This window comes from Salegentibacter sp. 24 (genome assembly GCF_004362395.1).
Classification (GTDB): domain Bacteria; phylum Bacteroidota; class Bacteroidia; order Flavobacteriales; family Flavobacteriaceae; genus Salegentibacter.
Genome location: NZ_SNWE01000010.1, coordinates 44,011 through 67,645 on the forward strand (window position 1 = coordinate 44,011; position 23,635 = coordinate 67,645).

Consider the following 23,635-nt stretch of genomic DNA (forward strand, 5'->3'; position numbering starts at 1 on the left):
TATAAAAATTGCTTACTACGCTTTTAATTATTCCATTTCAATTAACAGCTGATTCTTTTCTACGGTTTCACCTTTATTCACTGAAACTGATTTAACCACTCCGTCTCTGGGTGCAGTAAGTGTATTCTCCATCTTCATAGCTTCCAAAACCAACAAATAATCGCCCTCTCTGACCTGGGAGCCTTCTTTTACGTTTACTTCTAGAATAAGACCCGGCATGGGCGCTTTGATGTCATTAATCATTTGGGCAGTTCCCAGGGAAAGCCCCATTTCTTCAATGAGTAAATCCAACTCGTTGGAGATGGCAACTTTATAGGTATTTGAATTGATCTTGATATCGTATTTACGCTTAAGAAAGTTTTCAGTAAAAACCTCCGCTTTAAAGCTGCGGTTTTCCTTAAGTAAGTGGTAATGTCTTTGAGTAATTTCCTGTGTGTCTAAAGCGAGAATCTGGTCTTTCGTAAATTCAAATTCATACTTGTCATTTACTTTAACCTTATATTTTTTTTCCATATTTCGTAGTTTTCAAATCTAATTTGAAGCTTGTTTTGTAAATATAGAAAATCGTTTGAGAATTGTTTTACGATCAATCAATTTAACCAGAGATAAATTCACAAAAAATTAAAATAATACCGAAATACATTCCCTATTTTAGTATTTAAACCAAAATTTAAGAATTATGAAGAAATTATGTATAACAGCTTGTTTGTTAATTTTCGCGATTAGCCTGGGACACGCACAGAAATCTGAATTACCTGAAATGGTCGCTGCTTATGTTTCTCAAATATTCCCGAATGAAAAAATTAAGAATGTAAAAGTGGAAAACGGAGTTGATGGTAAGGATTATAATATAACCATGTCCGGAGGTACCAAACTTATTTTTAATCAACAAAATCAGCCGACTGAAATAGAATGTAAAAACGGAATTCCAATTGCTGGATTGCCCAGGACAATTGCTTCATACGTTGCTGAAAATCATCCTAATACAAAAATTATTGAATACGAAATGGAAAAAGAAGGTTTTGAAGTTGAGCTTGAAAACGGTGATGAGTTAGCCTTTGATCGAAAAGGAAAGTTTTTAAAAATCGAATAATAACTGCTGTTTCTTAGAAATATAAATCCCCGTGGAATATAGAAATACGGGGATTTTTAACTTATAAAAAAAATTAAATCTTAGTTTGGACTAAATTCTTTAATCGCTTCACTTAGATCATAAACTTTAGAATTCTTAAATTTATTCTCAAGAATACTACTTCCTGCAGCTGAACGATAGCCTCCTGCACAATGAACCATAAAAGGTTTACCTTCTGGTAATTCATCTGCACGGTTTCTAAGCTCATTTAATGGAATTGCTTTGGCATCATCAAATATCTTACCCTCTGCTATCTCACTCTGGTTTCTAATATCTACGATAGTATACTTATCTATATTGGCTTTAAAGTCATCCAACTTAAAAATATCTGATGATTTTGAAACTTTTTCAGATAAGGTAAGCACAGCTCGCATTTGTTTTTCATAACCAATTTTTGCCGTTCTATCCAGTAGTTCATCAAGCTGAGCTACGGTTTCCACGACAAGATAAAATTCCTCTTCTGGCTCAATAATAGCACCCAGCCAGGTTTCAAACTTATCTCCCTCCGATCGCGCCATTATATTTATACTATTTGCTAAATGTCCTTTTTTATAAATATCTCCGTCACGCGTATCCACTATTGTTACGCCCTCTTTATCTATAGCGTCTACATTAAGTTGAATCGGAACGCTATATTTAGCTTTTTGAACATTCAAAGCACCTTTACGGTTTATTTCCACATTAAATCCGAAATAAGAGGGAATAAAGGGTTGATCTTTAAGAATTTCTTTTACAAATTCCTCTTCGGTTTGTTCTTTAAATGCCCAGTTTCCCTGCCGTTCATTCCCAAGGGTACTGGAGGAAGCATCACTCATGTTTTTTCCGCAAAGTGAACCTGCTCCGTGAGCCGGATAAATTAGGGTATCATCTGGTAAGTCATTAAATTTTGTCTTTATCGTTTGATACATTTTTTTTGCTAATTCTATCCGTTTTGCCTTCATATTGCCTGCTTTTTCACGTAAATCAGGTCTTCCCACATTTCCAATAAAAAGAGTATCTCCGCTAAACATAACGGTTTCACCATTGTCCTTAGCAATAAAAGTTAAACTATCTGGCGAATGTCCTGGGGTATGTATGGGTTTAATACTGGTGGTCCCTATTAGCACTTCATCTCCTTCATCAAAGGATGTACTGGGATAATCTACACCAACTTTCTCACTAATATAAATTGCGGCTCCTGTCTCCTGCTGAATTTGTAAATGACCACTTACAAAGTCGGCATGGGGATGCGTCTCAAAAACCGCCACGATCTTTGCATTATTTTCTTCAGCAAATTTATAGTATTGCATAGGATTACGACTCGGGTCTACCAATGCCATTTCTCCATTACTAATCAGGGCATAAGAATAATGTGCCAGAGGTTCGTCCTTAAACTGTTTTATTTTCATTTTCTGTCTCTTTTAAATTGTAAACTGATTTCTGTTTCTTATTTTTTCTAAACGGAAACACCATTTGATTTTTAAAGTCTTTTGGAAATTCTTCATCTCCTTTAAAACCTAATTCTAAATTCTTTCCTTCTTGAGGAATATATGCCGTACCGAATAAATAATCCCAAATGCTAAGGCTGATACCGAAATTCATTCCATAAGGCCTGTTTTCCGGTAAGGCTTTTGAATGATGCCATATATGCATTTTAGGATTATTTAGAAGATATCCGAAAACACCATAGTTCCAGCCCAGGTTCGCATGATTTAAATGCCCGATGAATACTGTGAACATATGCACCACAAAGAATTCCTGGATTCCAAAGCCAATCATAGCCAGGGGTATATACTGTACACTCTTATAAATAATGGTTTCCATAAAATGAAACCTGAACTGTGCGCCAAACCCCATTTCTTTTACGCTATGATGCAATTTGTGAAATTCCCAAAGCCATGCCTGTTTGTGCAATTGCCGGTGTACATTCCACTGAATAAAATCTGCTACAATGAACATTATTAGCAGTTGAACCCATACTGGAAAATTCTGTACTTCTATAGCCACGATATTTGTGATTTCTAATAAACCGAGAAAATCATTGAACAATTCTACAGCTACGTTAGAGATCGCATTATAACCAATCAGGGAAAACAGAAAAAAATTAAATAAAATATAGAATGTATCCAGCCAGAAATCCTTTCGGAAAATCTTCTGATCCCTTCTCCAGGGAATTAGTATTTCCAACAACCAAACCAATAGGGACAATCCGATTAGCCAATAAAAATAATTGGTCCACGATGGATTGGTAATTTCGCTAATCAGGTAATTAGAATATCCGTTAAATGAATCAGCAATTATGTTTAAATACTTTTCCAACAGCTCTTTTAAGTTTTACAAGGCAAAAATATAATAATCCTGCACTTTGGGAAGTAACCTTTGTTACAGTAATTAGTTTCAAAATGATTTTACTGAAGTTTTTCTTAACAAAATTGTTTCCTCGAATGTTAGTCTATGTTAAAAGCTTATCAGAACCGCGTTTTCTATTTATTTTTACGATGAAGATTTTATAATGAACTAAGCAAAAATATAATATTATGAGCCAATTTAAATTGCAGCACAAATTTGGTTTAGGAGGAGTGGCTATCGGTAACGGATTTAAGGAAATAAGCGATGCTCAAGCCGAAGAAACACTGAAAGGCGCGTGGGAAGCTGGAGTAAGATATTATGATACTTCCCCCTGGTATGGTTTAGGATTAAGTGAAAGACGATTTGGGCATTTTCTACATACTAAAAAAAGAGATGATTATGTGCTTTCCACTAAAGTCGGCCGGATTTTAACTGCCACTAATAATATTCCCAAAACAATGTGGAAAAATCCTTCCCCCTTCGCTTATAAATACGATTATTCAGCGAAGGCTGTTAGGCGTTCGGTAGAAGATAGCCTGCAGCGATTAGGTATAGAACGTATAGATTATGCATTTATTCACGATCTTTCTCCAGACCATAATGATGAATATGAAGAAGGTACGACCTGGGAAGATCATTTTGAAGTTGCAAAAAATGGTGCAATGCCGGAGCTGGAAAAAATGAAAAAAGAAGGTCTAATAAAAGCCTGGGGGTTAGGAGTTAACACTATAGAACCCATTTTAAAAACTTTAGAAGTCGCTAGGCCCGATGTATTTCTTTCGGCTATTCAGTATTCGCTGGTGAACCACAAAGATTCACTGAAGCGTTTACTACCGGCCATAGCACAAAGTGACGCCACTTTGATAAACGCAGCGCCCTTTAATGCAGGATTACTTGCTGGGCAAAAACGTTATAACTATTCAGGAGAAATGCCTGATGACATATCGGATCGGTATAAGAAAATTCTTAAAATTGCTAAAAAACATAACGTAGATCTAATTGCGGCTTCACTTCAGTTTTCTTTAGCTCCAAAATATGTGGGCACGGTTTTGGCCGGAGCCAGCAAACCAGATCAGGTTCAGGAAAATATGAATGCTTTTGAAAAGAAAATTCCTTCCGAATTTTGGTCAGAATTAAAACAGGAAAACCTCATTGAACAAAAAGCAGAAATTCCTGTATAAAATTAAAGCTACGAGAATGCATTTCGTTCGCATACTCGTAGCTTATTAAAAACCCTAGATTCTTAGTTTAGGTTTTTTTAATATAATCTTCAATGTCTTCCTTATTGAGCCTGACTCCTCGATAAACCTAATTTTGGATGATTTCCCTTATTGACCCCATTAAATGCAGTATAATAATTTTTTAAGATCATTACGCAAAATCATCGCGTGTGGCAACCCTCTAAATTTAAATAAGGTTTATAGCCACATGCACTGTACTACCATTTCTATCAAAAAAAGGTGAATCCAAACTAATTTATCATACAAAAACCATAGACATTTATATAGCATTTAACTCCTACAGGTTTTATTTTGCATAATTCACAAAGTCATCAACTATGCCGGAAAGCTTTTGCGTTTTAAGGGGAACAAATTCGTTCCTGCATTTCGCATACCGGAATTTTAGAAAAAGGCTTTTTAAAAACCCGGTTATAATTTTTTTATTTTTTTCTGAAATAACAAAAGGTGAAATTTTGAATAGTTCCACCTGGGGTTTTATGATCTATATTTTCACATCTTAAAAGTTCAAATTTATCCCGTAACAATTTCTCCAAATCTTCTTTCGAATATTGCTTAATTGTCCTTCCACTACATTTTTCAGGGCCATTGGCAGAAAATGTAGCCAGGATTACAAAGCCTCCTGAAACAATTGAATTCTCAAGGGTTCGGACATAATTTTGAATTTGATCCGCTTTGGTAAGGAAATGAAAAGTAGCTCGATCATGCCAAAGATGATATATTTGTGTGGCCTCGAATTCTGAGGCATCAGCAATAATCCAGTTTATTTTTTCAGCCTCCTCAGCAAGTCGTTTTTGTGCTTTTACCAGCGCTTTTTCAGAAATATCCAAAACAGAAATATCTCGGAAACCTTCTTTTAATAAGTAATCCACTAGGTTTGAATCGCCACCACCAATATCAATGATTTTTGATGTTTTGGGTAACTCCAGCTCTTTAATAAATCTTAAAGAAGTCTCAGGTATCTCCTGGTACCAACTGGCATCTTCATAAGATTTTTTATCATATACATTCTCCCAATGTATTTTTGCTTCTTTCATCCTTATTTTTTTTCATTGAAATTCCACCATTCATCTTGCACAAATTTATTACCAAAAGTATAGGGCTCCCCTATTTTTGGAGCAACTACTTCCTGATCCTGTTTCCGGGCTTGAGCCATTAGTCGCTTAACTGGTTCGTTCCATGGATGGGTGGAGAGCACAAATTTCCCCCAATGCACAGGAAATAAAATTTTGGCATTCAAGTCTTTTGCAGCCTGCACCGTTTCCTCTGGAAACATATGTATTTGGGGCCAGTATTTTCCGTATTGTCCACACTCCAAAAAAGCAATATCGAAAGTTTTAAACTTTTTTCCTATTTCTTTAAACTGCAGACTATACCCAGAATCGCTACCAATATAGATATTGAAATTTTCCCACTCCAAGGCATAGGAGGCCCACAAACTGGTGTTTCTCTTTATACCTCTTCCGGAAAAATGCCTTGAAGGCAGGGCAGTAATCTTGAGATTACTATTAATTATACTGCTTTCATTCCAGTTTAATTCAGTTATCATTTTTGGGCCTATTCCCCAAAGTTCTAAATGTTCTCCTACCCCCAGTGATGTCAATACTGCAGAAATTTTCGGTTTTAATTCTTTTAAAAATTTATAATCTAAATGATCATAATGATCGTGAGTTAGGAGCAACAAATCTATTTTCGGAAAATCTTTAGCTGAATATAAATCGGTCCCCTTAAAAGATTTGCCGAAAAACTTAAAAGGTGACGCAAATCCGCTAAAAACAGGATCTACAAGAATATTATAACCTTTAAAACTTAATAAGTATGAGGAATGTCCAAACCATACAACGACAGGTTTATCTGTTATTATATTAAGTAGATCAGCTTTTGTATGAGGAATTTTCTGGGAAGGCCGAACGGATTTAGGACGGTTCAACATGTGTTTTAAGATCTTAAATGTTGAGACGTCTTTAGGTTGCACTGAAGTTGGCTCTATATTACAAAAATTGCCATTCTCAGTGTTATCAGCTTTTTTAATTCGAGTTAATCTATCGCCCGAGGGTTCTTTTCCAAATCTTTTTAAGATCATTAAAAAATTTTTAGTTTCAATTATACTATTTAATTACAGAAAAATTTATTCATACTCTTTTTCGTTTTTCTCCAGAACCTTAATCATATTAAACGATTTCATTAAATGAAATAGTCCCGGTAAAATTATAAACCCACCAATAAGTAACATTATTGCCAAATTGCTTATAGTAGCCTCAGGTGCTATATTTTTTAAAAGACTTATTTCCTCCTGTGCAGTAATTATAATATAGGGAAAGTGGGCATACAGAGCTGCAAAGAGTATTAACACAACCTGAAAACCGGCAAGATACCTACTGGCAATTCTATATTCTTTTTTAATAAATTTCCAAAGCGGAATTAGAAGTATCCCTGATAAACCTACACAGAACAGGGAAACGGGGTTATGAATAAAATCTATGGCAAATTTAATATCATTGAAATACCCATAACTGATAAGAAGAAAACCCAAGCCTACTAATACAATGGTGAAAAACGCTGAATTTTTAGCATAATGTTTTCTGGCTTTTCCCTCAGCTTCCCCAATTAAAAGTGTGGACGCTAAAAATGCACATAATGCAGCATAAAACAAACCGACTAGCAAACTAAAAAGATTCAGCCAGTGCTGCATAAAAAGGTCGAAGAACCCGTAATTTTCATAATCTTCGGTGATGATTATTTCTCCGCCAATTAAGGCTCCGAAAGACATTCCAAGAAATATAGGAGTTACAAAACTTCCTATTCTAAAAAGCCAGTTATACCAAAATTGAGACTTGTCGAAAACTGCGTCATAATGGCGAAAAACAAAGGCAACACCCCTTAGGGTAATTCCCAGTAATACCAAACTTAGAGGAATATGCAGGTATATAATCAATACGTTAAAATAGCCGGGGAAAGCCACCCACAAAATTACCAACATGATAATAAGCCAAATATGATTTGCCTCCCAAATTGGTCCCATAACGCGATAAATTGTGTCCCGGGTATATTCTTTATTCCTGGTTGAAGAAAACAATTCAACTATTCCAGCACCAAAATCTGCACCACCCAGAAGCACATACAATAAAAGAGAAAATAACAGAAAAAACAGAACGATATAAAGCATAATTAATCTTGGATTTTATATTACAAGCCTTGTGAGGATAAAACTTATTTTTCACTCAAACTTATGTATCCTTGTCCTCAGTAGGTTGATTTAGAGATTTTATTTGACGGTTCATTAACCAGGTTACAGTTATGGCTAAAACCGTATAGAGAAATAAATAATAAAAAAAACTGTACTTCATTCCCGGCATTGGTGTCACAGCATCTTCGGTTCTCATAATCTGATGGATAATCCAGGGTTGTCTTCCAACTTCCGTTACAACCCAGCCAGCTTCTATGGCTACAAAACCAAGTGGAGCGACTACAATAAATAACAGCCAGTAATATTTACTTTTTAGCCAACTTTTCTTCTTTAAACTTATAAAATAAATTAAACCTGCAAACATTAATAAAGTGCCTAAGCCTACCATAATTTGAAATGCATAATGCACAATGGCTACCGGAGGTAATTCATCGTCCGGAAAATCGTTGAGCCCTTTGACCTTTGCATTAAAATCGCCAAAAGCCAAAAAAGATAAGGCTTTAGGGACCTCGAGTTTATAGGAAACGGTCCGGTTTTCTTCATCTACAATTCCACCAATGTAAAGCGGGGCACCTTTTTGAGTTTCGTAATGAGCTTCCATAGCAGCGAGTTTTACCGGTTGGCGCTCCGCCACATCCTTTGCTGAAAGATCACCGCTAATGGGTTGTAAAAAAGCAGTAACGGCTCCAAAAACAATAGCGATTTTAAATGCTTTGGTGTGCAATGCTACATTTCTTCCACGAAAAATTTGGAAAGCGTGAATTCCGGCCACTCCAAAACTAGTTGCAATAAAAGCGGCTAAAGTCATATGTAATGCTTGTGTAAACCAGGCCGGATTTAAAAATGCCGCAACAGGATCTATGTTGGTAAATTCACCATTTATATAATCAAAACCAGAGGGTGCATTCATCCAACCATTGGCCGAAACCACCAGAATTCCGGAAGCTACTCCAGCAATACCAATTATTACGCCGGTGAACCAGTGAAATTTTTCCGGAAGTTTATTCCATCCGTAAAGATAAAAACCAAGAGCGATGGCTTCTACAAAAAATGCTGCACCTTCCAGGGAAAACGGCATCCCAATAATGGGCCCGGCGTGTTTCATAAATTCAGGCCAAAGCATTCCCAGTTCAAAGGAAAGTGCGGTACCTGAAACAGCACCAGTCACAAAAAAAATAGCCACTCCTTTTAACCAGGCCATGGTTAATCTTTTATAGATAGGGTTTCGGGTTTTTAGCCATTTATGGTGGGAGACTACCATAAAAAAAGGCATTACCATTCCTATACAAGCAAAAATGATATGAAAACCTAAGGTAAAGGCCATTTGCAGGCGTGCGTAATCTAAATTCTCCATCATATTCTATTTTACAGATTTCAAATCTCTTAATTAAGAGCAATGACATATATTTTCAGCGACTAAATTTAGGGAAAAATCTACCGGTGGTCTGCCGCTAATCACGATAATTTGAATACTTTCAGCACAATTGTATTTTCTTATGTCCGGGTTTATACCAAGATAAAATTAGCAGGATAAATCCTACCCCATCTTATAGCCTGATGGGAAATCAGTTGAGAGGTAAAACAATACTCCTGGGATTTGGGATGCCTTATTTTTTAATTTCATTGGTAACAAAAACATGGTCTTACCTTGGTTTGAGAAATGATATTAGATCAGGTTTAACTGCAATATGACAAATTCCCTCATCAAAAAATTGAAGTCGCCTAATACAAAAACGCTTAAAACATCTTAAGCCGTTTAAAAATTTGAAGTTTCAAGAACACCCGAGCTAAAAAACTCGATTTTCATCCCAACACAAAATTAGTTTTAAAAGGTATTTCTGTAGGTTTAAAATTTCAGACCTATGAAATTTCAGCATAGACGATGTAGATTCCCATTAAAAGTACGAACCAGCCAAAACCCTTTTTTAGTTTTTTTCCGTCTATAAATTTATTTAGGTAAATCCCTATAAACATACCAATGATGGAAAGACCGGTGAAAATGCATAAAAATACCCAATTGATATCCATATTTTGAATATCGCCTATAAAACCGATCAAGGATTTAAGTGCAATAATCAATAAAGAGGTTGCTACTGCTTTTTTCATAGGGAGCTTTGCCAGTAGCACCAGGGCAGGAATAATTAGAAATCCTCCACCTGCACCTACAATTCCAGTAAGGATACCAACTACAATTCCTTCAACAATAATCAGTGGATAATTATAACGTATCTCTAGGGTTTCAGTATTTTTCTTACCATTCTCCTTTATCATAGAGATCGATGCCAGGATCATTATAATGGCAAAAAAAAGCATAATCCCAATATTCTTGGTGATTTCAAAATTACCAATATTGAAAAGAGACTCGGGGATTGCTGGCACCATCCATTTTCTTGTGGCATACACTGCAATAAAGGCCGGAATTGAAAATACAATTGCCGTTCTAAAATCAACAAGTTTCTTTTGCATATTTTTAGCTGCACCTACCAGAGCTGAAGCACCTACCACAAAAAGAGAATATGCGGTAGCCGTAACAGGATTAATAGCCAGTAAATACACCAATACGGGAACGGTTAATATAGAACCGCCACCACCAATAAGTCCCAGAACAACACCAATTATCAATGCTCCAAAATAACCTAGTAAGTCTAATACTTCCATATCTTAATTCTATTAGGCTGCAAAAATAGAGGCTAAATGAGCATTCTACAGTAACAAGGGTTACACAGACTCAAAGTTCAGTAACTTCAATACTATTTCGCTGAAGTTTTATTTTCCCGTCCAATTCCAGTTTTTTTAATAATCTGGAGATAACCACCCGAGAAGTATGCAAATCATAAGCGATTTGCTGATGGGTAACTGCAATTGTTTCATTCTGATTGACCTTAGCTTTATCTTGAAGATATTTCATTAAACGTTGGTCCATATTCATAAACGCAATGGTATCTATGGTATCGAGCATTTCTGAAAGACGGGTATGATAACTTTCAAAAACAAAATTGCGCCAGGATTTATATTTGGAAGTCCATTCTTCCATCTTTTCAATAGGAATCATAATTATTTTGGTATCGCGTTCAGCTACAGCCCTAATTTCACTCTTAGTCTGGCCTAGACAACAGGAAAGCGTCATGGCACAGGTGTCGCCACGCTCCAAAAAATACAATAAAAGTTCATCCCCATCTTTATCTTCCCGCATAATTTTAATAGCTCCTTCAAGCAACAAAGGCATCATCTTTACGTAATCCCCAATTTCAATTATTGTTTCACCGGCACCGACAAACTGAAGATTGCCCACCTGATTAATTTCACTAAGAAGTTCATCTTCAAATATAAATCCGTAGGCTTCTTCTAACTGCTGTAACATACAATACTAGTTGGGCTATTTTTTAGTAGGAAAATCCATTTTTTTCAGAAACTAAAATTAGTATTTAAATTGTAAAAATGGAAGATTTTTATTTGAAAGTCTATCCCGGGAGCACATAAAAATAAATAGAAAGATAATGACAAAAAGTACCAAATAGCACGAAAACATGAAAGATGGCATGGTTGAACCTTATTTTATCAAAACTAAAAAGCACTGCCCCAATGGTATAAGAAATTCCCCCGGCCAACAGCCACCATAAACCTTCTGAACTCAAATTGTCGTACAAAGGTTTGATTGCAAATACAATAATCCATCCCATTACTACATACATAATGGTAGAAAGTCTTTGGTATCTCCCGGTGTAGAAAAGTTTAAGAATAATTCCGGCTAAGGCAATGCACCAAACCACTGTGAAAATGGTCCACCCTATCCAACCCTCCAGAGTCACAAGAGCAAAGGGAGTGTAACTTCCGGCAATAAGTACGTATATTGACGCATGATCAAGAATATTGAGCTTATAACGCAAATTCTTATTGGTCGCACTATGATAAAAAGTTGAAGCAGCATAGAGCAAGATCATACTGGCTCCAAAAATACTGAAACTAACAAGGTGGATCGTTCGGCCTAATTCATTCGCCCTTAACAGCAGTAAAATAAGTCCTAGGATGCTTAAGGCCAAACCAAAACCATGAGAAACTACATTTAATTTCTCTTCTAAAGCTTCGTATTTCTGTTGTGGTCCTGTTTCCAAGTTTCCTTAAAATTATTATGCAGTATAAAATTAAAAAGTTTCAGGTTTAAATGGAATATTTTATACGCTCAATTTTTACTATTTTCGAACCTTCACACCTACATAAATCCTTAAGCAATTCCAATGAAAATTTTGCATACCGCCGATTGGCATCTTGGTAAAAAATTGCATAAACATAGTCTTCATAGCGATTTTAATCTTTTTATCGATTGGCTTTGTGATTGTATCACAGATAATAAAGTTGAAGTTCTATTAGTTTCGGGCGATGTCTTTGATCTGGCCAATCCTTCTTCAGAAGCCAGGCAACAATATTTTAGAGCTTTAATGAAACTCAAGCGTTTGGATTGTAAGATCATTCTTACCGGTGGTAATCACGATTCACCTCTGATGCTAAATGCTCCCCAAGAGGTGTTACGAGCACTGGATATTCATATTATTGGTGGACTGCCAGAGGATATATCAGATTGTATCATTCCTATAAAAAATAAAGAAAATAAAATCGAACTACTTGTCGCTGCACTCCCCTATCTACGTGATGCGGATTTAAGAACTGCCAGTGAGGCAAACTCTTATGAAGACCGAATCGATGCCCTGCGAAAAGGAATTCAAAGAACCTTCCTGGCTACCGCTGAAATATGTAAAAATCGATATCCCGGCGTGCCTGCTATAGCTATGGGACATCTTTTTGCAGCAGGTGCCGAAACATCAGAAAGTGAACGGGATATTCAAATTGGAAATCAGGCGGCATTTAATGCGCTTCAGTTCGGTGATTATTTCCGTTATATCGCCTTGGGCCATATTCATAAACCTCAAAGGGTAAATGCGGCTACTCCTACCTATTATAGCGGTTCCCCCATTGCGCTTTCCTTTAGTGAACGCACCAATAAAAACAGGATCTTACTACTGGATACTGATATGGGTTGGGAACCCCAAAGTATTGAAATTCCCATTTTTAGAAAATTATTGAAAATCACCGGTGATCTAGAAAAACTTCGTCGGAAATTGTTGGAACTGGAACCTCGCAGCGGTCTGGATTTTTTGATTGAGATTGAACTAAAACAAGAAAATTATGACATCAATAAAATCTATGAACTTGATCAGTTAGTTGATACCTTTCATGTTGAAGGCTATGAGATCGTAAAACATCGCGCCAGTTTTGAAAATAAAATAAGTGGAAGCGGGGAACTTTATGAGCAAAAGCAACAATTGGAGGACCTCCAGCCGTTAGATGTTTTTCAAAAATTAATAGATCGACAGGAAGAAGCTGAAGATACGCGAGAGGAATTAATGAGCGCATTTAATGAAATTCTTGAAGAAGCCTATCAATTAAACAAGTCTAAAAAATGAAGATACTGAGTATTGCTTTTAAAAATATAAACTCCCTAAAAGGTGAAAATTATATAGATTTTGAAGCTCCTCCTTTTTCCGGAAATACGCTTTTTGCCATTACTGGTCCAACAGGAAGCGGTAAAAGCAGTATTCTGGATGTGATCTCCCTGGCACTTTTTAATCAGGTGCCCCGATTGGGTAAAATCACTAAAAAGGAAATCAGGGAAAAAGGTGCCATCCTTACACGAAACCAAAAACAAGCCTACGCAAAGGTCACTTACCAAACTAATGCCGGGCGCTTTACTTCTTCCTGGAGTATTGAAGTAAACAGAAATGGAAACTTAAACGATTATAATATGGAGATTGCCAACCTTCAGGATAATTCGTTATTAGACCTTAAGAAATCTGAAGTCCCATCAAAAAATGAAGATTTGATCGGATTAAATTATGATCAGTTTATCAAATCGGTTTTATTGGCGCAGGGCGATTTTGCCAAATTTCTTTCAGCTAAAAAAGAGGAACGAGGTGAATTGCTCGAAAAGATTACCGGCACTGGAATTTACCGTCAACTAGGCATTTTGGCTTTTGAACGTTTTAGAGCAGAGACTGCAGAAATTGAAACGCAACAGAACGAAATAAAACTTATAAATTCCTATTTGCTTTCCAATGAAGATCAAAAATCCCTTCAGAATGATTTGAAAGAGAAATCAGCACAGGCCGAGAGCCTAAATAATGATTTAAAGCTGATTGAAAAACAACTCGAACAAAAAGAAATTATAAGAAATCAGGAAAAGGAAATTAACAGTTTAGAAGAGAAGAAAATAGCTCTAAATATTCAGCTAAAAGAATTTGAAAATGCATACGGGGATAGCCTTAGAAATCATGAGAAAGTCCAAGCTATTGCTGAAGAATTACAGGCTTGGAAGCGATATCAGCTAGAATTATCAGATTTTAAAGCCGGGATCAATAAAACTTGTGAAAAAATAAAACTGAATAAGGAGAACTCAAAACACTTTATACAGAAGGTGAAAAACTTTATTCATCAAGAATTATCTGCAGAAAACCTTAGAGAAAAACTTCAAACTTTTACTGATGAAATCTTAAAACTCCAAGAAGATAAAAAATCACTTGGTCTGCATTACAAAAGTCAGCTACAATTATTTAAAACCGAAATCCGGCAATTAAATTTAGATTTTCCAGAGAATAATCTAAGAGCAGGAAAAAAAATACTTGAAGATCTCAAAGCTGATAAGGAACATCAAAAGCAACAACTAGAGATTAATTTAAAGGAAATTGATTTAAAAAACTTGGTTAGAGAAAAAAACAGGTTAAAAACCGAATTGGAAAAAAGTCGGCAGGCACAGAAGTTTTCTGATAAAAACCTTAACCATACTGAGAATCGTTTAAGATTGCAAAAAGAAGTAGAAGGGTTTCAAACTGATTTAAAACGCCTGCCGGAAATTATTCAGAAAGAAAAAAATTCTGTTGTTTTCTTAAAAAAAGAATTGGAGATTCTTCAGTTAAAAAAGGAGAACCAACTAATCAGTTCGAAACTTGAGGAACTAAGAAGTTCTTTAAAAGCTGGAGAAGCCTGTCCCCTGTGCGGCTCTACAGAGCATCCTTATTCTAGCCATCTACCCGATTTTGAAAATGATCTTGCGCTTAAAATTTCAGCAAAAACAATTGAAATAGATCAACATACTACTGAGCTCACCCAGGCGCAATCTAAATTAGTGCATTTAGAAGACTCCCTACGAAAAAGTAATAGCGAAATAGGTAAAATAGAAGAAGAGATCACTAGAATTAACGACAATTTCAAAATAAAATTCCCTGAATTTGAGTCCTTGGATTCTGTCAACTGGGAATCCCATATTCTGAGACTTAATTCAAAAATTGAAAATATTGAGAGCTTTGAAACCTTAACTCAGCAATTGAAAGCTATAGCAACAGGATTACCAATTTTAGGAGAATTAGAAGAAATACTAAAGCGGGGGAAATTACTACAGCAAAAACTTGAAAAGCAATACTCAGGAAAAAATATTGGTGAGGAAAGTAGGCAATTAATAGAGGGGTGGAATTCATTAATGCAGGAAAAAAAATACCTACAGCAAGATGAAAAAGACCAGAAACAACTGCTAGAACAGAAATTAAATAATTATAATGAACTATTAGAGCGATTAGAAAAGCAGCTTATAAAATTTGATTTTGAAAGTATTGAAAAAGCATACCAATCACTTTTACCTGGGGATAAATTCTTTCGATTAAAAAAAGAGAAAGATAATTTTCTTAATCAAAAAAATACCATAGAGACGGGAATTTCTACCCTTAAGAAGCAATTAGAACAGTTTAAGGAACATGAAAGTGGAAAATCTATAGAGGACTTAAACTCAGAGCAAAAACAGAAGCTTGAGATTTTTCAAATGAAGCAATCAAAATGCGAAGAAATGAGAAGAAAACTGGCCAATAATAACGAATACCTCTCACGTTTAAAAGACCTTAATAATCAAATTGCAGCAAAGGAAAAGCAATGCAAACGCTGGCGCCTTTTGAATACCCTTATTGGGGATAGTCAGGGAAAAAAATTCAATGATTTTGCTCAGGATCTCACCTTAATTCAGCTCATCTATTTGGCAAATATTCGTTTAAAAGACCTGAGCCGACGTTACAAAATTGACAAAGCTATGGATGGAGAGGATGACGGCTTGGTTGCCATAGATGAAGATATGGGCGGACAAAGACGATCGGTAAAAACACTTTCTGGTGGTGAAACTTTTTTGCTGAGCTTATCCCTTGCTCTTGCCTTATCAGATCTTGCTTCCCGAAATGTGGAAATAAACAGTCTTTTTATCGATGAAGGTTTTGGTACATTAGATCCTGAAACATTGGACCAAACATTAGATACTTTAGAAAAACTTCAGGCTGAATCAGGTAAAACAATTGGAATTATAAGTCACGTAGCTTCGCTAAAAGAGCGTATTACCATTCAAATTCAGCTTAGCCTAAATGGACAAGGATATAGTAGTTTTGTAGTTAAATAGAAGAATTGGATATAATGAAAATTCAATTTTTAAGAAACCTTAATTTTCGTAGGATGATTATAGCCATGATATTAGCAGTCTAATCTGATTCACTTTTAAAATTTTTCTGCAGGAAAGAAAAGAGCAGTATCAAGCTAATATGGAGTCAGCTAATTACTATCAACAAGGCGAGACCTTAACTGAATTAAAGAAGAAGCAAGAAACTATCTGGCTTAAAGAGTTTAATAGTCTAGAGCCCTACAATTTGCATTAAGTTCATTAGATGCTGCACAACTTAACTTCCAGGGAAGGCTAAATTTCACAGATTGAAGTCGAAAAAAAAAAGCTTTACCATCCCGCAATTTGCTCAACTTGAAGAGGGCAAATTTTTCGTTCCGAAGTTTAAAGAAGAAATTAAAGTAAATGTTCACCGTGAAGTAAAGGGCAAAATGGGCCAATGTACCATAAGTAAAACCTCAACGGGTAAACATTTTGTATCCATACTCTCAGAAGAACCCTACCTGCCAAAAGAAAAATCTGATGCTGTTGGTGGTGTGGATTTAGGATTGAAGCTCTCCATATTTATTTTAATTATTATTGGTATAGAATTTAAGTTGTAAAAAAAGTATTGTAAACCACATTTTTAGTATTACTATTACAATGTTATTGCTTATAATCCAACTGCATACTGGGTTGATATTAGTTTCAGATTTTATAGCTATGGTCAATCGCTGCAACTTAATATTTTTATATTTTTAAAATGGAAGAAATTCAGATGGAAGAAATTTCAGATAATGTAGAATACAAAAGAGTTAGACATCTGGCAGAGCTTGATTTGGATTACCAGAAGTTGCATAAGGAGTTCGAAGATCTTACCCGGCTAGCGGCTTCTATAGCAGAAACTGAGATCTCTCTGGTAAACCTCCTGGATTCCCATATACAATGGTCTGTTTCTGGTAATGTTGCATTTAATCCAATGCCAAGAGAGGATTCAGTTTGTACCTATACTTTAAAGGAACCTGAATTTTTGGAAGTATCCCGGTTAGATCAGGATTCTCGTTTCTTAGATAAGCAATATGTGAAAGGGGAAAACGGTTTAAAATATTATTATGGTATTCCATTAAAAATGGAAACCGGAATTCCGGTAGGTGCACTCTGCGTATTAAGCAATAAAACCAAAGAACTAAGCGAGGATCAGATTGAAAAACTACATATAATTGCCGGAGAAATCATTAAAAAACTAGAGTTGAAGCTTAAACTGAGAAGAACAGAGCGAAAAGCAGATAAGGAGCAACAGTTAAAGCAAAGGCTCGCTCATGATATCCGGGGTCCCATCGGCGGGATCGTGCAACTTCTTAATCTTGCTCAAGAAGACAATTATACTACAGCAGAAATGCGAGAAATTCTTAATCTGGTTAAGGAGAGTGGCCAAGATGTGCTTAATCTTACAGAGGATATTTTACAGGAAGCCCTTGAAGCACGTAAACAAGCTATATATACCTTCAACCTTTCCGTTTTTGCAGAAAAACTTCGCTCCCTATATACACCACAGGCGCAAAGTAAAAGAGTAAATTATAAGGTAAGTTTTAGCCAAGGCATATCAACAACATTTCCCAGAAAAGATCTTTTACCAATTTCAGGGAACCTGATTTCAAATGCTATTAAATTTACGCCCCCAAATGGTATGGTTTCTGTTTTTCTGAGCATTGAAGAAAATAATCAGAAAAACGAACTCCTAATTGAGGTAAAGGATACAGGAATGGGAATGTCCCAAGAGAAGTTAAACCAATTTAGCTCTGGAGCGGTAAATTCAGAAAAAGGTACCCAGGGAGAGAAAGGTTTTGGTTTTGGACTGAAATTAGTGACAGACCTAGTCGATGAAATGAATGGTATGCTTAAGGCTTCATCTAGCCCGGAAGGAGGAACAAAAATTACTGTTCGACTTCCCATATAATCCTTCTTTGAGCAGTGTATGGCGGCATCTTTACCTAAGTACATTAAAAACTAGGAATAATTTTCTATTCCGCTCGTTTATTTATTTTAAACAATAGCCTACAACTCTAACTTTCTAAGACCCATAGTAGTTTCTGACTTAGCCGGTTTTTATGAATTATAAAGGAAAGAAGCCCACAAAATAAAGGATAGGTTTAAATAGAAATCTCTGTATTCAAATTAATTTTAATTATTTGGTCCTTAATAAGATGTAGTTCCTGCAACAGTTGCCCGTTTTTAAAGGGTATGTTTTTTTTAATGAATAGTTGCTGGTAATAGGATATACCTTCCAGAATATTGGCTTTAAATTTTTCCAGTTTATTCTTCTGTTTAATAGAAGGGGCCTCCTTAAATTCTTCAATTTCATTCTTGAAATAATCCAGGTATATCTTGAGTTCCTTGATAAACATATTAGGACGGTTAGGCATATTCATCACGGAAATTTTCCCGTAGATGTGTTGTACCATTTTAGAAAGCGATATAACTTTAGAAAAATAGGCCAGATTTGGTCCCGGGCAGATAGCGACTCCCTGGGCCTGCCCTTTTATCACCATATCATTTTCAATAAAAGAAGCGTTTCCTAAGCCTACGCACAAACAAGCTTTTTCGGTTATTTTATTTTTCTCTTTTTCCAAAGCCAACGCTGAGAGGTTTTCCTTCCTGTCTTCCAATTCCTTGAGTTTTAAATCCTGGAACTTCTTAGATGCGGAACAAAGTCCCATTTCAACATATTCTTTATTTAGTGCTAGGTATTTTTTTGGACAGGAACTCCCAGCTTTGTTAGCAGCAATTCGTTTTATTTTCAATTGTTCATTGGTAGTCCCTTTTACGGTATTAAATGGGATTCCCAAAGGAGAAATGTGACTTAAATAAAGATCCTCCTCTTTAGCTTTAACAAGTAGTTGCCGTGTTTTGATATCAACCGAGGTAGCCTCTGGGACAAGTAAAAATGGAGTACCCCATCCTACTGAAGAAACCTGGTAATAATCTAACAAAAAATCATGTTCTTCGGCGGTTCCTACACCTCCCTGCACCGTAATTTTTACATCATAAGGTTTTTCAGGTACAGGCAATTCTTTCTGTCTTAAGGCTTTGCTCATTAACTGATGAGCAGAACCAATAAGTTCTATTTTCTTTTGATTAAATTCCTCCAAAATTGGACCTAAAAGATGTCCATCAGTTGCAAAAGCATGTCCGCCACAGTTCAGTCCGGATTCAATACGATACTCTGACACCCATAATCCTTTCTTTGCCAGGTAATTTCCCTGTATTGAAGCAGATCTATAATCACTTACCTTTAGGATAATTTTCTTTTTTAAAATACCATTAGTATCTGGAAAGAAATCTTTAAAATTTTCAAAATAACTATAAAGCCTGGGATTAAGTCCTGCCGAAAGCACAACTGAAGAAGAAAGTTTGGAATTGGCAAATCCTCGAAGGGCAGCATGTGCATCATTGAATTCTACCGGCAATTGTTCATTCTTTTCGTAATTGTCTTTATCGATCTTGGCCATAATATTAACATCTATACTTCCTGGGCTTAGATGTTTGTCAATATAATCACTCAGTTTCCTTTTGGCACCAGCTCCCTTATTGAGCCAATATTGCAAGCCTTCCTTTATCTCAGAATGATTGGGTAAAATAGCGATGTAATTCTCTAAAGCTGTTTTATTTTCGGCCAATTCTTTCTTGAAATCTTCAAATTTACCTAGAACGATCTGGTTTACATTATTTAAATAAGTAGTAATCCGTTCGGCCCTGGAATCCGGCCTGTTTTTTGAAATTTTCTCATAGGGCAAATCAAACCTTTTACAATAAAAGGAATTCATTTTCTCAATTAGCTCGTCATCAATTATGGAAATCACAGACGATATTCCATATTTAGCAAGCCTAATAGGAGTGTCAATAGTAAAAGCAGTTCCCATCACAGGAATATGAAAACTGTGTATTTGGTTTGTTCTGTTCATCTTATGAATATTTTTTAACTGGACCTGAGTGATATTAAGCACTCTGGCCTTCAAATAATGAAAGTGTAGTTCTTTCTGATGGTAAAGAAAAGGGTTTCAAAAATCCAAAAATATGACACAAATCATATTTAGAAATAATGCTGGAGATGGAAAATCTGAGTTTTAAATCCTTGCAGCCTTTGTCAATTAAGCTAAAATCTAATCTTTATAAAAAAGGGCGAATTTAAATTTGAATTAAAAATAAATATCAGCACTCAAATCTATTCAGACCTCAGGTTAGCTAAAAATGGAATTGATGAAGAACATACGATTACTCATAAAATTTAAACGGAGCCTTTATGTTGTAAAGAATACTGAAATCTAGAAAAGCAGATCTTACTCTTAAAAAAATGGTTGGCCCTTTTAAAACTGTAATAGAAAATTAAGAGAAACCTTGTTAGTATGACTGATAAAATAAGTTCCAATGCTTGCTACGAAACTATTATTTCAAGGGAGAGAAATTTTATTGAAAATATTGTCGAATCCAGCCTTAAGGAGGACCTGGTTTTTTTGGTATAAAAAGAGAACGTTCACCATTATGTTATTACTATCGACCGAACCGGTTAAATAATTTCGGCCTTAAGCATATATTTTACCTGGAAAGATATTTATTTTGAAGAAGGACTTTTTTAAATATTAACTTCAATTTTTTGACAAGGAAGCTTCCAATCAAATTTTTGAGGCATTTTGATATATGATTTAACCAAAGATTCCTTTAAATCCTTAAGATTCATAAAAAATAACTTTGATTGAATTTATGAAATTTTGAAAACGGTAAAAATCACGATTTTCTAACTTCTTTTAAAAGCTTTTTAATATCACGATTATTTCCATATAATACCATAACATCCCCAAATTTTAATTTAGTCTTTCCAGAAGCCACTCCCTGTACATTGGATAACTGCTTAGCCGATCCTATTTCATTTTTACCCTCGGTATATTTAATAGTCGTAAGAACAATGATGTTATACTTCTTCTTTAAACTAATTTCTTCCAAGGTCTTACCGTCATATTCTTCAGGAATTTCTGTTTCAACAATGCTATACTCACCGGTCACCTCAAAAGAATCAACTACCCCTTCCAGGTTAAGCTTTTTTGCCCAACGTTCTGCTGTTTCCTCTTCAGGATGGATTATCTCTTCAACGCCCATCGCCTCTAGAACCATTTCCTGTAATGGTGCTACTGCCCGGCTTATCAACCGCTTAACCCGTAGCTGCCTCATAAGGGCAGTAGCCATAATGTTTGCACCTTTATCCTCCCCTATTCCAACGATTACAATATCTGTATCGTCAAGAGGTAAATTAGTTACTGCATTAAAATCTGTGGCATCAAGACTTATAGCATGAGTTATTTTTTCCTTTATGGCTTCTACTTTATCCAGATTGTTATCAACCCCAATAACTTCATTTCCCATGGAAGTAAGTTTCTCGGCTAGGGAAGCTCCAAAATTACCTAATCCTATAATTATATATTTCATCTCTATATTCTTTAGTTAATTAAAATCTCTTCAGATGGGTAACGATAATTTAGATGCTTCATATTTCTAAATACAGCTATTAGCAAAGTTAACATACTAACTCTACCAATAAACATCGTAGCAATAAGCACCAATTTAGATCCAGTACTTAAACCGGCCGTAATTCCCATACTTAATCCAACGGTACTATAGGCCGAAAATGCTTCGAATGCAATAGCAACAATATCTTTATCATTTTCATAAAATGCGATTAAAAAAATAGAAAAACCAATTACCAGTAGTGATAAGGAAATGATGGAAAAAGCCCTTCTAAGAGACATATCGGAGACCTCTCGTTTATATACCTCTATTCTGTCTTTTCCTTTGGCCAAACTGAAAAAATTGAGTGTGGCCAGGGCAAAGGTACTAGTTTTTATTCCTCCACCGGTAGAAGCAGGTGAAGCTCCGATCCACATTAAAAGAAACACCAACATTAAGGTTGAAAAATTTAATGCTGAGGTATCTACAGAATTAAATCCTGCTGTTCTTGGAGTGGCCGCACCAAAAAAGGCAGTTACTATTTTTCCAAATCCGTTATGTTCACTAAGGGTATTATTGTACTCAAAAACATAGAACGCACCGGTACCGAAAAATAACAAGAAGAAAGTGGTAGATAAGACAATTCTTGAATTAAGATTTAAAACCCAGGGAAGGTACCTCTCACTTTTAGGATTCTTGATCTTTTGTAAGTTTCTAAGTAGATAATACCGCAGATATTTAAAAAGGTTTAATAAAATTGGAAAACCAATTCCTCCAAGAATAAACAGCCCGGCAATAATTAAGTGCAAAGAATAATTAAAACGAAAACCCGATTCAAACAAACTATTTCCTAATGTGGAGAACCCTGCATTGCAGAAGCCTGAAATACTATGAAAGACGGAAAAGAAAATACGCTCCGGAACTGATTGAATTACCGCCTTATCCAGGTTTAAATAAATAAATAAAGCCCCTACTGCTTCAATACTGAAGGTTAAGAGTAATATTTTTTTTAGAACAACAAAAACCTCCCCTATTTTTTCAGAATTGCTTATATCCTTTAGCATAAGTTGATTAGCATAAGAAGTGTTACCTCTAAAAAAATAGCTAAAATAACTAGCAAAAGTCATAATTCCCAGACCACCTAATTGAATTAAGATCATAATCACACTCTGACCAAAAGTAGTAAAGTAGCTCCCGGTATCCACAACAATTAATCCTGTTACACAAACTGCACTGGTGGCAGTAAATAATGCATCTATCAGGCCGATTCCAGAGTAAGTGGCCTTAGGAAGAAGAAGTAATAAAGTACCTATAAAAATAATAAGTAAAAAGCTGGTCACAAATAATTGAGCGGGATTCAAATAATCTTTCTTAAAATTTACCTTAAAGGAAGAAATTTCACGTATAAAAAAGAGAAAGAGCATTAAATATACCCATCCCATTTGATTAAAAACTTGAAAGAATTCAAAATTTTCTAGAAAAAATTCTGTTCTGATCAGAAGTAAAATTCCGAATGAAACTGTAAGGGTCCAGTCGAATAGTATTACTTTGGCTGGAGTATCCTTGCTGGTCACAAGGCTTCTTATTAATACAATTACAAAACCTAAGCTTATAATAAGATAATACAGGTTCTTTAGTAAATCTTTTTCGCTTTCAATATGAGTAAAACCCAAATCAAAAATGAGAAGGCAGATTCCAGTGATGCTTAAAATTGCAGCGACCTTATTTAGGCTGTATTCATGATATATTTTTGGTAGAATATTTTTAAAAAATGCAGACATTTAATTGTATTAAATTTG

19 protein-coding genes are annotated in these 23,635 nt (G+C 35.4%); 6 read left to right on the forward strand and 13 right to left on the reverse strand.

The annotated features are described in order from the left end of the window. Nucleotides 1-27 precede the first annotated feature (27 nt). A complete protein-coding gene (locus DET49_RS08805; RefSeq protein WP_133547734.1) occupies nucleotides 28-513 on the reverse strand; it encodes an acetyl-CoA carboxylase biotin carboxyl carrier protein subunit in 486 nt (161 codons plus the stop codon). A gap of 166 nt (nucleotides 514-679) precedes the next feature. On the opposite strand from DET49_RS08805, the gene DET49_RS08810 reads away from it, so the two are divergent. Continuing rightward, nucleotides 680-1,093 carry a PepSY-like domain-containing protein gene (locus DET49_RS08810; protein ID WP_133547735.1) on the forward strand — a complete coding sequence of 138 codons (414 nt, stop codon included), beginning with the start codon at nucleotides 680-682 and terminating at the stop codon, nucleotides 1,091-1,093. Between the two features lie 80 nt (nucleotides 1,094-1,173). Here the strand turns inward: DET49_RS08810 and DET49_RS08815 are convergent, their stop codons facing one another. Further along, entirely contained in the window at nucleotides 1,174-2,520 is a 1,347-nt protein-coding gene (locus tag DET49_RS08815) for an MBL fold metallo-hydrolase (protein ID WP_133547736.1), read from the reverse strand. Then, nucleotides 2,501-3,430, reverse strand: a complete 930-nt coding sequence (locus DET49_RS08820) for a sterol desaturase family protein (RefSeq protein ID WP_133547737.1) — start codon at nucleotides 3,428-3,430, stop codon at nucleotides 2,501-2,503. Before DET49_RS08820 ends, DET49_RS08815 begins: the two co-directional genes overlap by 20 nt. Before the next feature lie 218 nt (nucleotides 3,431-3,648). On the opposite strand from DET49_RS08820, the gene DET49_RS08825 reads away from it, so the two are divergent. Beyond that, nucleotides 3,649-4,641 carry an aldo/keto reductase gene (locus DET49_RS08825; RefSeq protein WP_133547738.1) on the forward strand — a complete coding sequence of 331 codons (993 nt, stop codon included), beginning with the start codon at nucleotides 3,649-3,651 and terminating at the stop codon, nucleotides 4,639-4,641. A 479-nt stretch (nucleotides 4,642-5,120) separates the two neighbouring features. Here the strand turns inward: DET49_RS08825 and DET49_RS08830 are convergent, their stop codons facing one another. From DET49_RS08830 to trhA, 7 genes are all read right to left on the reverse strand, one after another. Further along, nucleotides 5,121-5,735 (reverse strand): class I SAM-dependent methyltransferase, encoded by a 615-nt coding sequence (locus tag DET49_RS08830; RefSeq protein ID WP_133547739.1) that lies wholly within the window; start codon nucleotides 5,733-5,735, stop codon nucleotides 5,121-5,123. Nucleotides 5,736-5,737: 2 nt separating this feature from the next. Then, entirely contained in the window at nucleotides 5,738-6,781 is a 1,044-nt protein-coding gene (locus DET49_RS08835) for an MBL fold metallo-hydrolase (RefSeq protein WP_166636563.1), read from the reverse strand. 45 nt (nucleotides 6,782-6,826) lie between these two features. Beyond that, nucleotides 6,827-7,864, reverse strand: a complete 1,038-nt coding sequence (locus tag DET49_RS08840; protein WP_133547740.1) for a cytochrome d ubiquinol oxidase subunit II — start codon at nucleotides 7,862-7,864, stop codon at nucleotides 6,827-6,829. Between the two features lie 61 nt (nucleotides 7,865-7,925). Continuing rightward, on the reverse strand, nucleotides 7,926-9,239 hold the full coding sequence (locus tag DET49_RS08845; protein ID WP_133547819.1) for a cytochrome ubiquinol oxidase subunit I: 1,314 nt from the start codon (nucleotides 9,237-9,239) through the stop codon (nucleotides 7,926-7,928). Between the two features lie 506 nt (nucleotides 9,240-9,745). Continuing rightward, nucleotides 9,746-10,543, reverse strand: a complete 798-nt coding sequence (locus DET49_RS08850) for a sulfite exporter TauE/SafE family protein (protein ID WP_133547741.1) — start codon at nucleotides 10,541-10,543, stop codon at nucleotides 9,746-9,748. A 70-nt stretch (nucleotides 10,544-10,613) separates the two neighbouring features. Then, the gene (locus DET49_RS08855) at nucleotides 10,614-11,246 is read right to left on the reverse strand and encodes a Crp/Fnr family transcriptional regulator (protein ID WP_133547742.1); all 633 of its coding nucleotides are present in this window, start codon (nucleotides 11,244-11,246) and stop codon (nucleotides 10,614-10,616) included. A 100-nt stretch (nucleotides 11,247-11,346) separates the two neighbouring features. Continuing rightward, nucleotides 11,347-11,997, reverse strand: a complete 651-nt coding sequence (gene trhA / locus DET49_RS08860; protein ID WP_133547743.1) for a PAQR family membrane homeostasis protein TrhA — start codon at nucleotides 11,995-11,997, stop codon at nucleotides 11,347-11,349. 123 nt (nucleotides 11,998-12,120) lie between these two features. Here trhA and DET49_RS08865 point away from each other — a divergent pair, with 123 nt between their 5' ends. The 4 genes from DET49_RS08865 to DET49_RS08880 all read left to right on the forward strand — a co-directional run bounded on the left by DET49_RS08865 (nucleotide 12,121) and on the right by DET49_RS08880 (nucleotide 18,297). Further along, complete coding sequence (locus DET49_RS08865) at nucleotides 12,121-13,344, forward strand: exonuclease SbcCD subunit D C-terminal domain-containing protein (protein ID WP_133547744.1); 1,224 nt, start codon at nucleotides 12,121-12,123, stop codon at nucleotides 13,342-13,344. Beyond that, entirely contained in the window at nucleotides 13,341-16,364 is a 3,024-nt protein-coding gene (locus tag DET49_RS08870; protein WP_133547745.1) for an SbcC/MukB-like Walker B domain-containing protein, read from the forward strand. The genes DET49_RS08865 and DET49_RS08870 overlap by 4 nt, the downstream gene beginning before the upstream one ends. Before the next feature lie 305 nt (nucleotides 16,365-16,669). After that, nucleotides 16,670-16,963: a hypothetical protein gene (locus tag DET49_RS08875; protein WP_133547746.1), complete on the forward strand. Its 294-nt coding sequence runs from the start codon at nucleotides 16,670-16,672 to the stop codon at nucleotides 16,961-16,963. A gap of 140 nt (nucleotides 16,964-17,103) precedes the next feature. Further along, nucleotides 17,104-18,297 carry a GAF domain-containing sensor histidine kinase gene (locus DET49_RS08880; RefSeq protein ID WP_133547747.1) on the forward strand — a complete coding sequence of 398 codons (1,194 nt, stop codon included), beginning with the start codon at nucleotides 17,104-17,106 and terminating at the stop codon, nucleotides 18,295-18,297. A gap of 193 nt (nucleotides 18,298-18,490) precedes the next feature. On the opposite strand, the gene DET49_RS08885 is transcribed toward DET49_RS08880, so the two are convergent. The 3 genes from DET49_RS08885 to DET49_RS08895 form a co-directional block, all read right to left on the reverse strand. Continuing rightward, complete coding sequence (locus DET49_RS08885) at nucleotides 18,491-20,302, reverse strand: hypothetical protein (protein ID WP_133547748.1); 1,812 nt, start codon at nucleotides 20,300-20,302, stop codon at nucleotides 18,491-18,493. Between the two features lie 820 nt (nucleotides 20,303-21,122). Then, complete coding sequence (locus DET49_RS08890; protein ID WP_133547749.1) at nucleotides 21,123-21,818, reverse strand: potassium channel family protein; 696 nt, start codon at nucleotides 21,816-21,818, stop codon at nucleotides 21,123-21,125. Between the two features lie 11 nt (nucleotides 21,819-21,829). Beyond that, nucleotides 21,830-23,617, reverse strand: a complete 1,788-nt coding sequence (locus DET49_RS08895; RefSeq protein ID WP_133547750.1) for a TrkH family potassium uptake protein — start codon at nucleotides 23,615-23,617, stop codon at nucleotides 21,830-21,832. Between the last annotated feature and the right edge of the window lie 18 nt (nucleotides 23,618-23,635).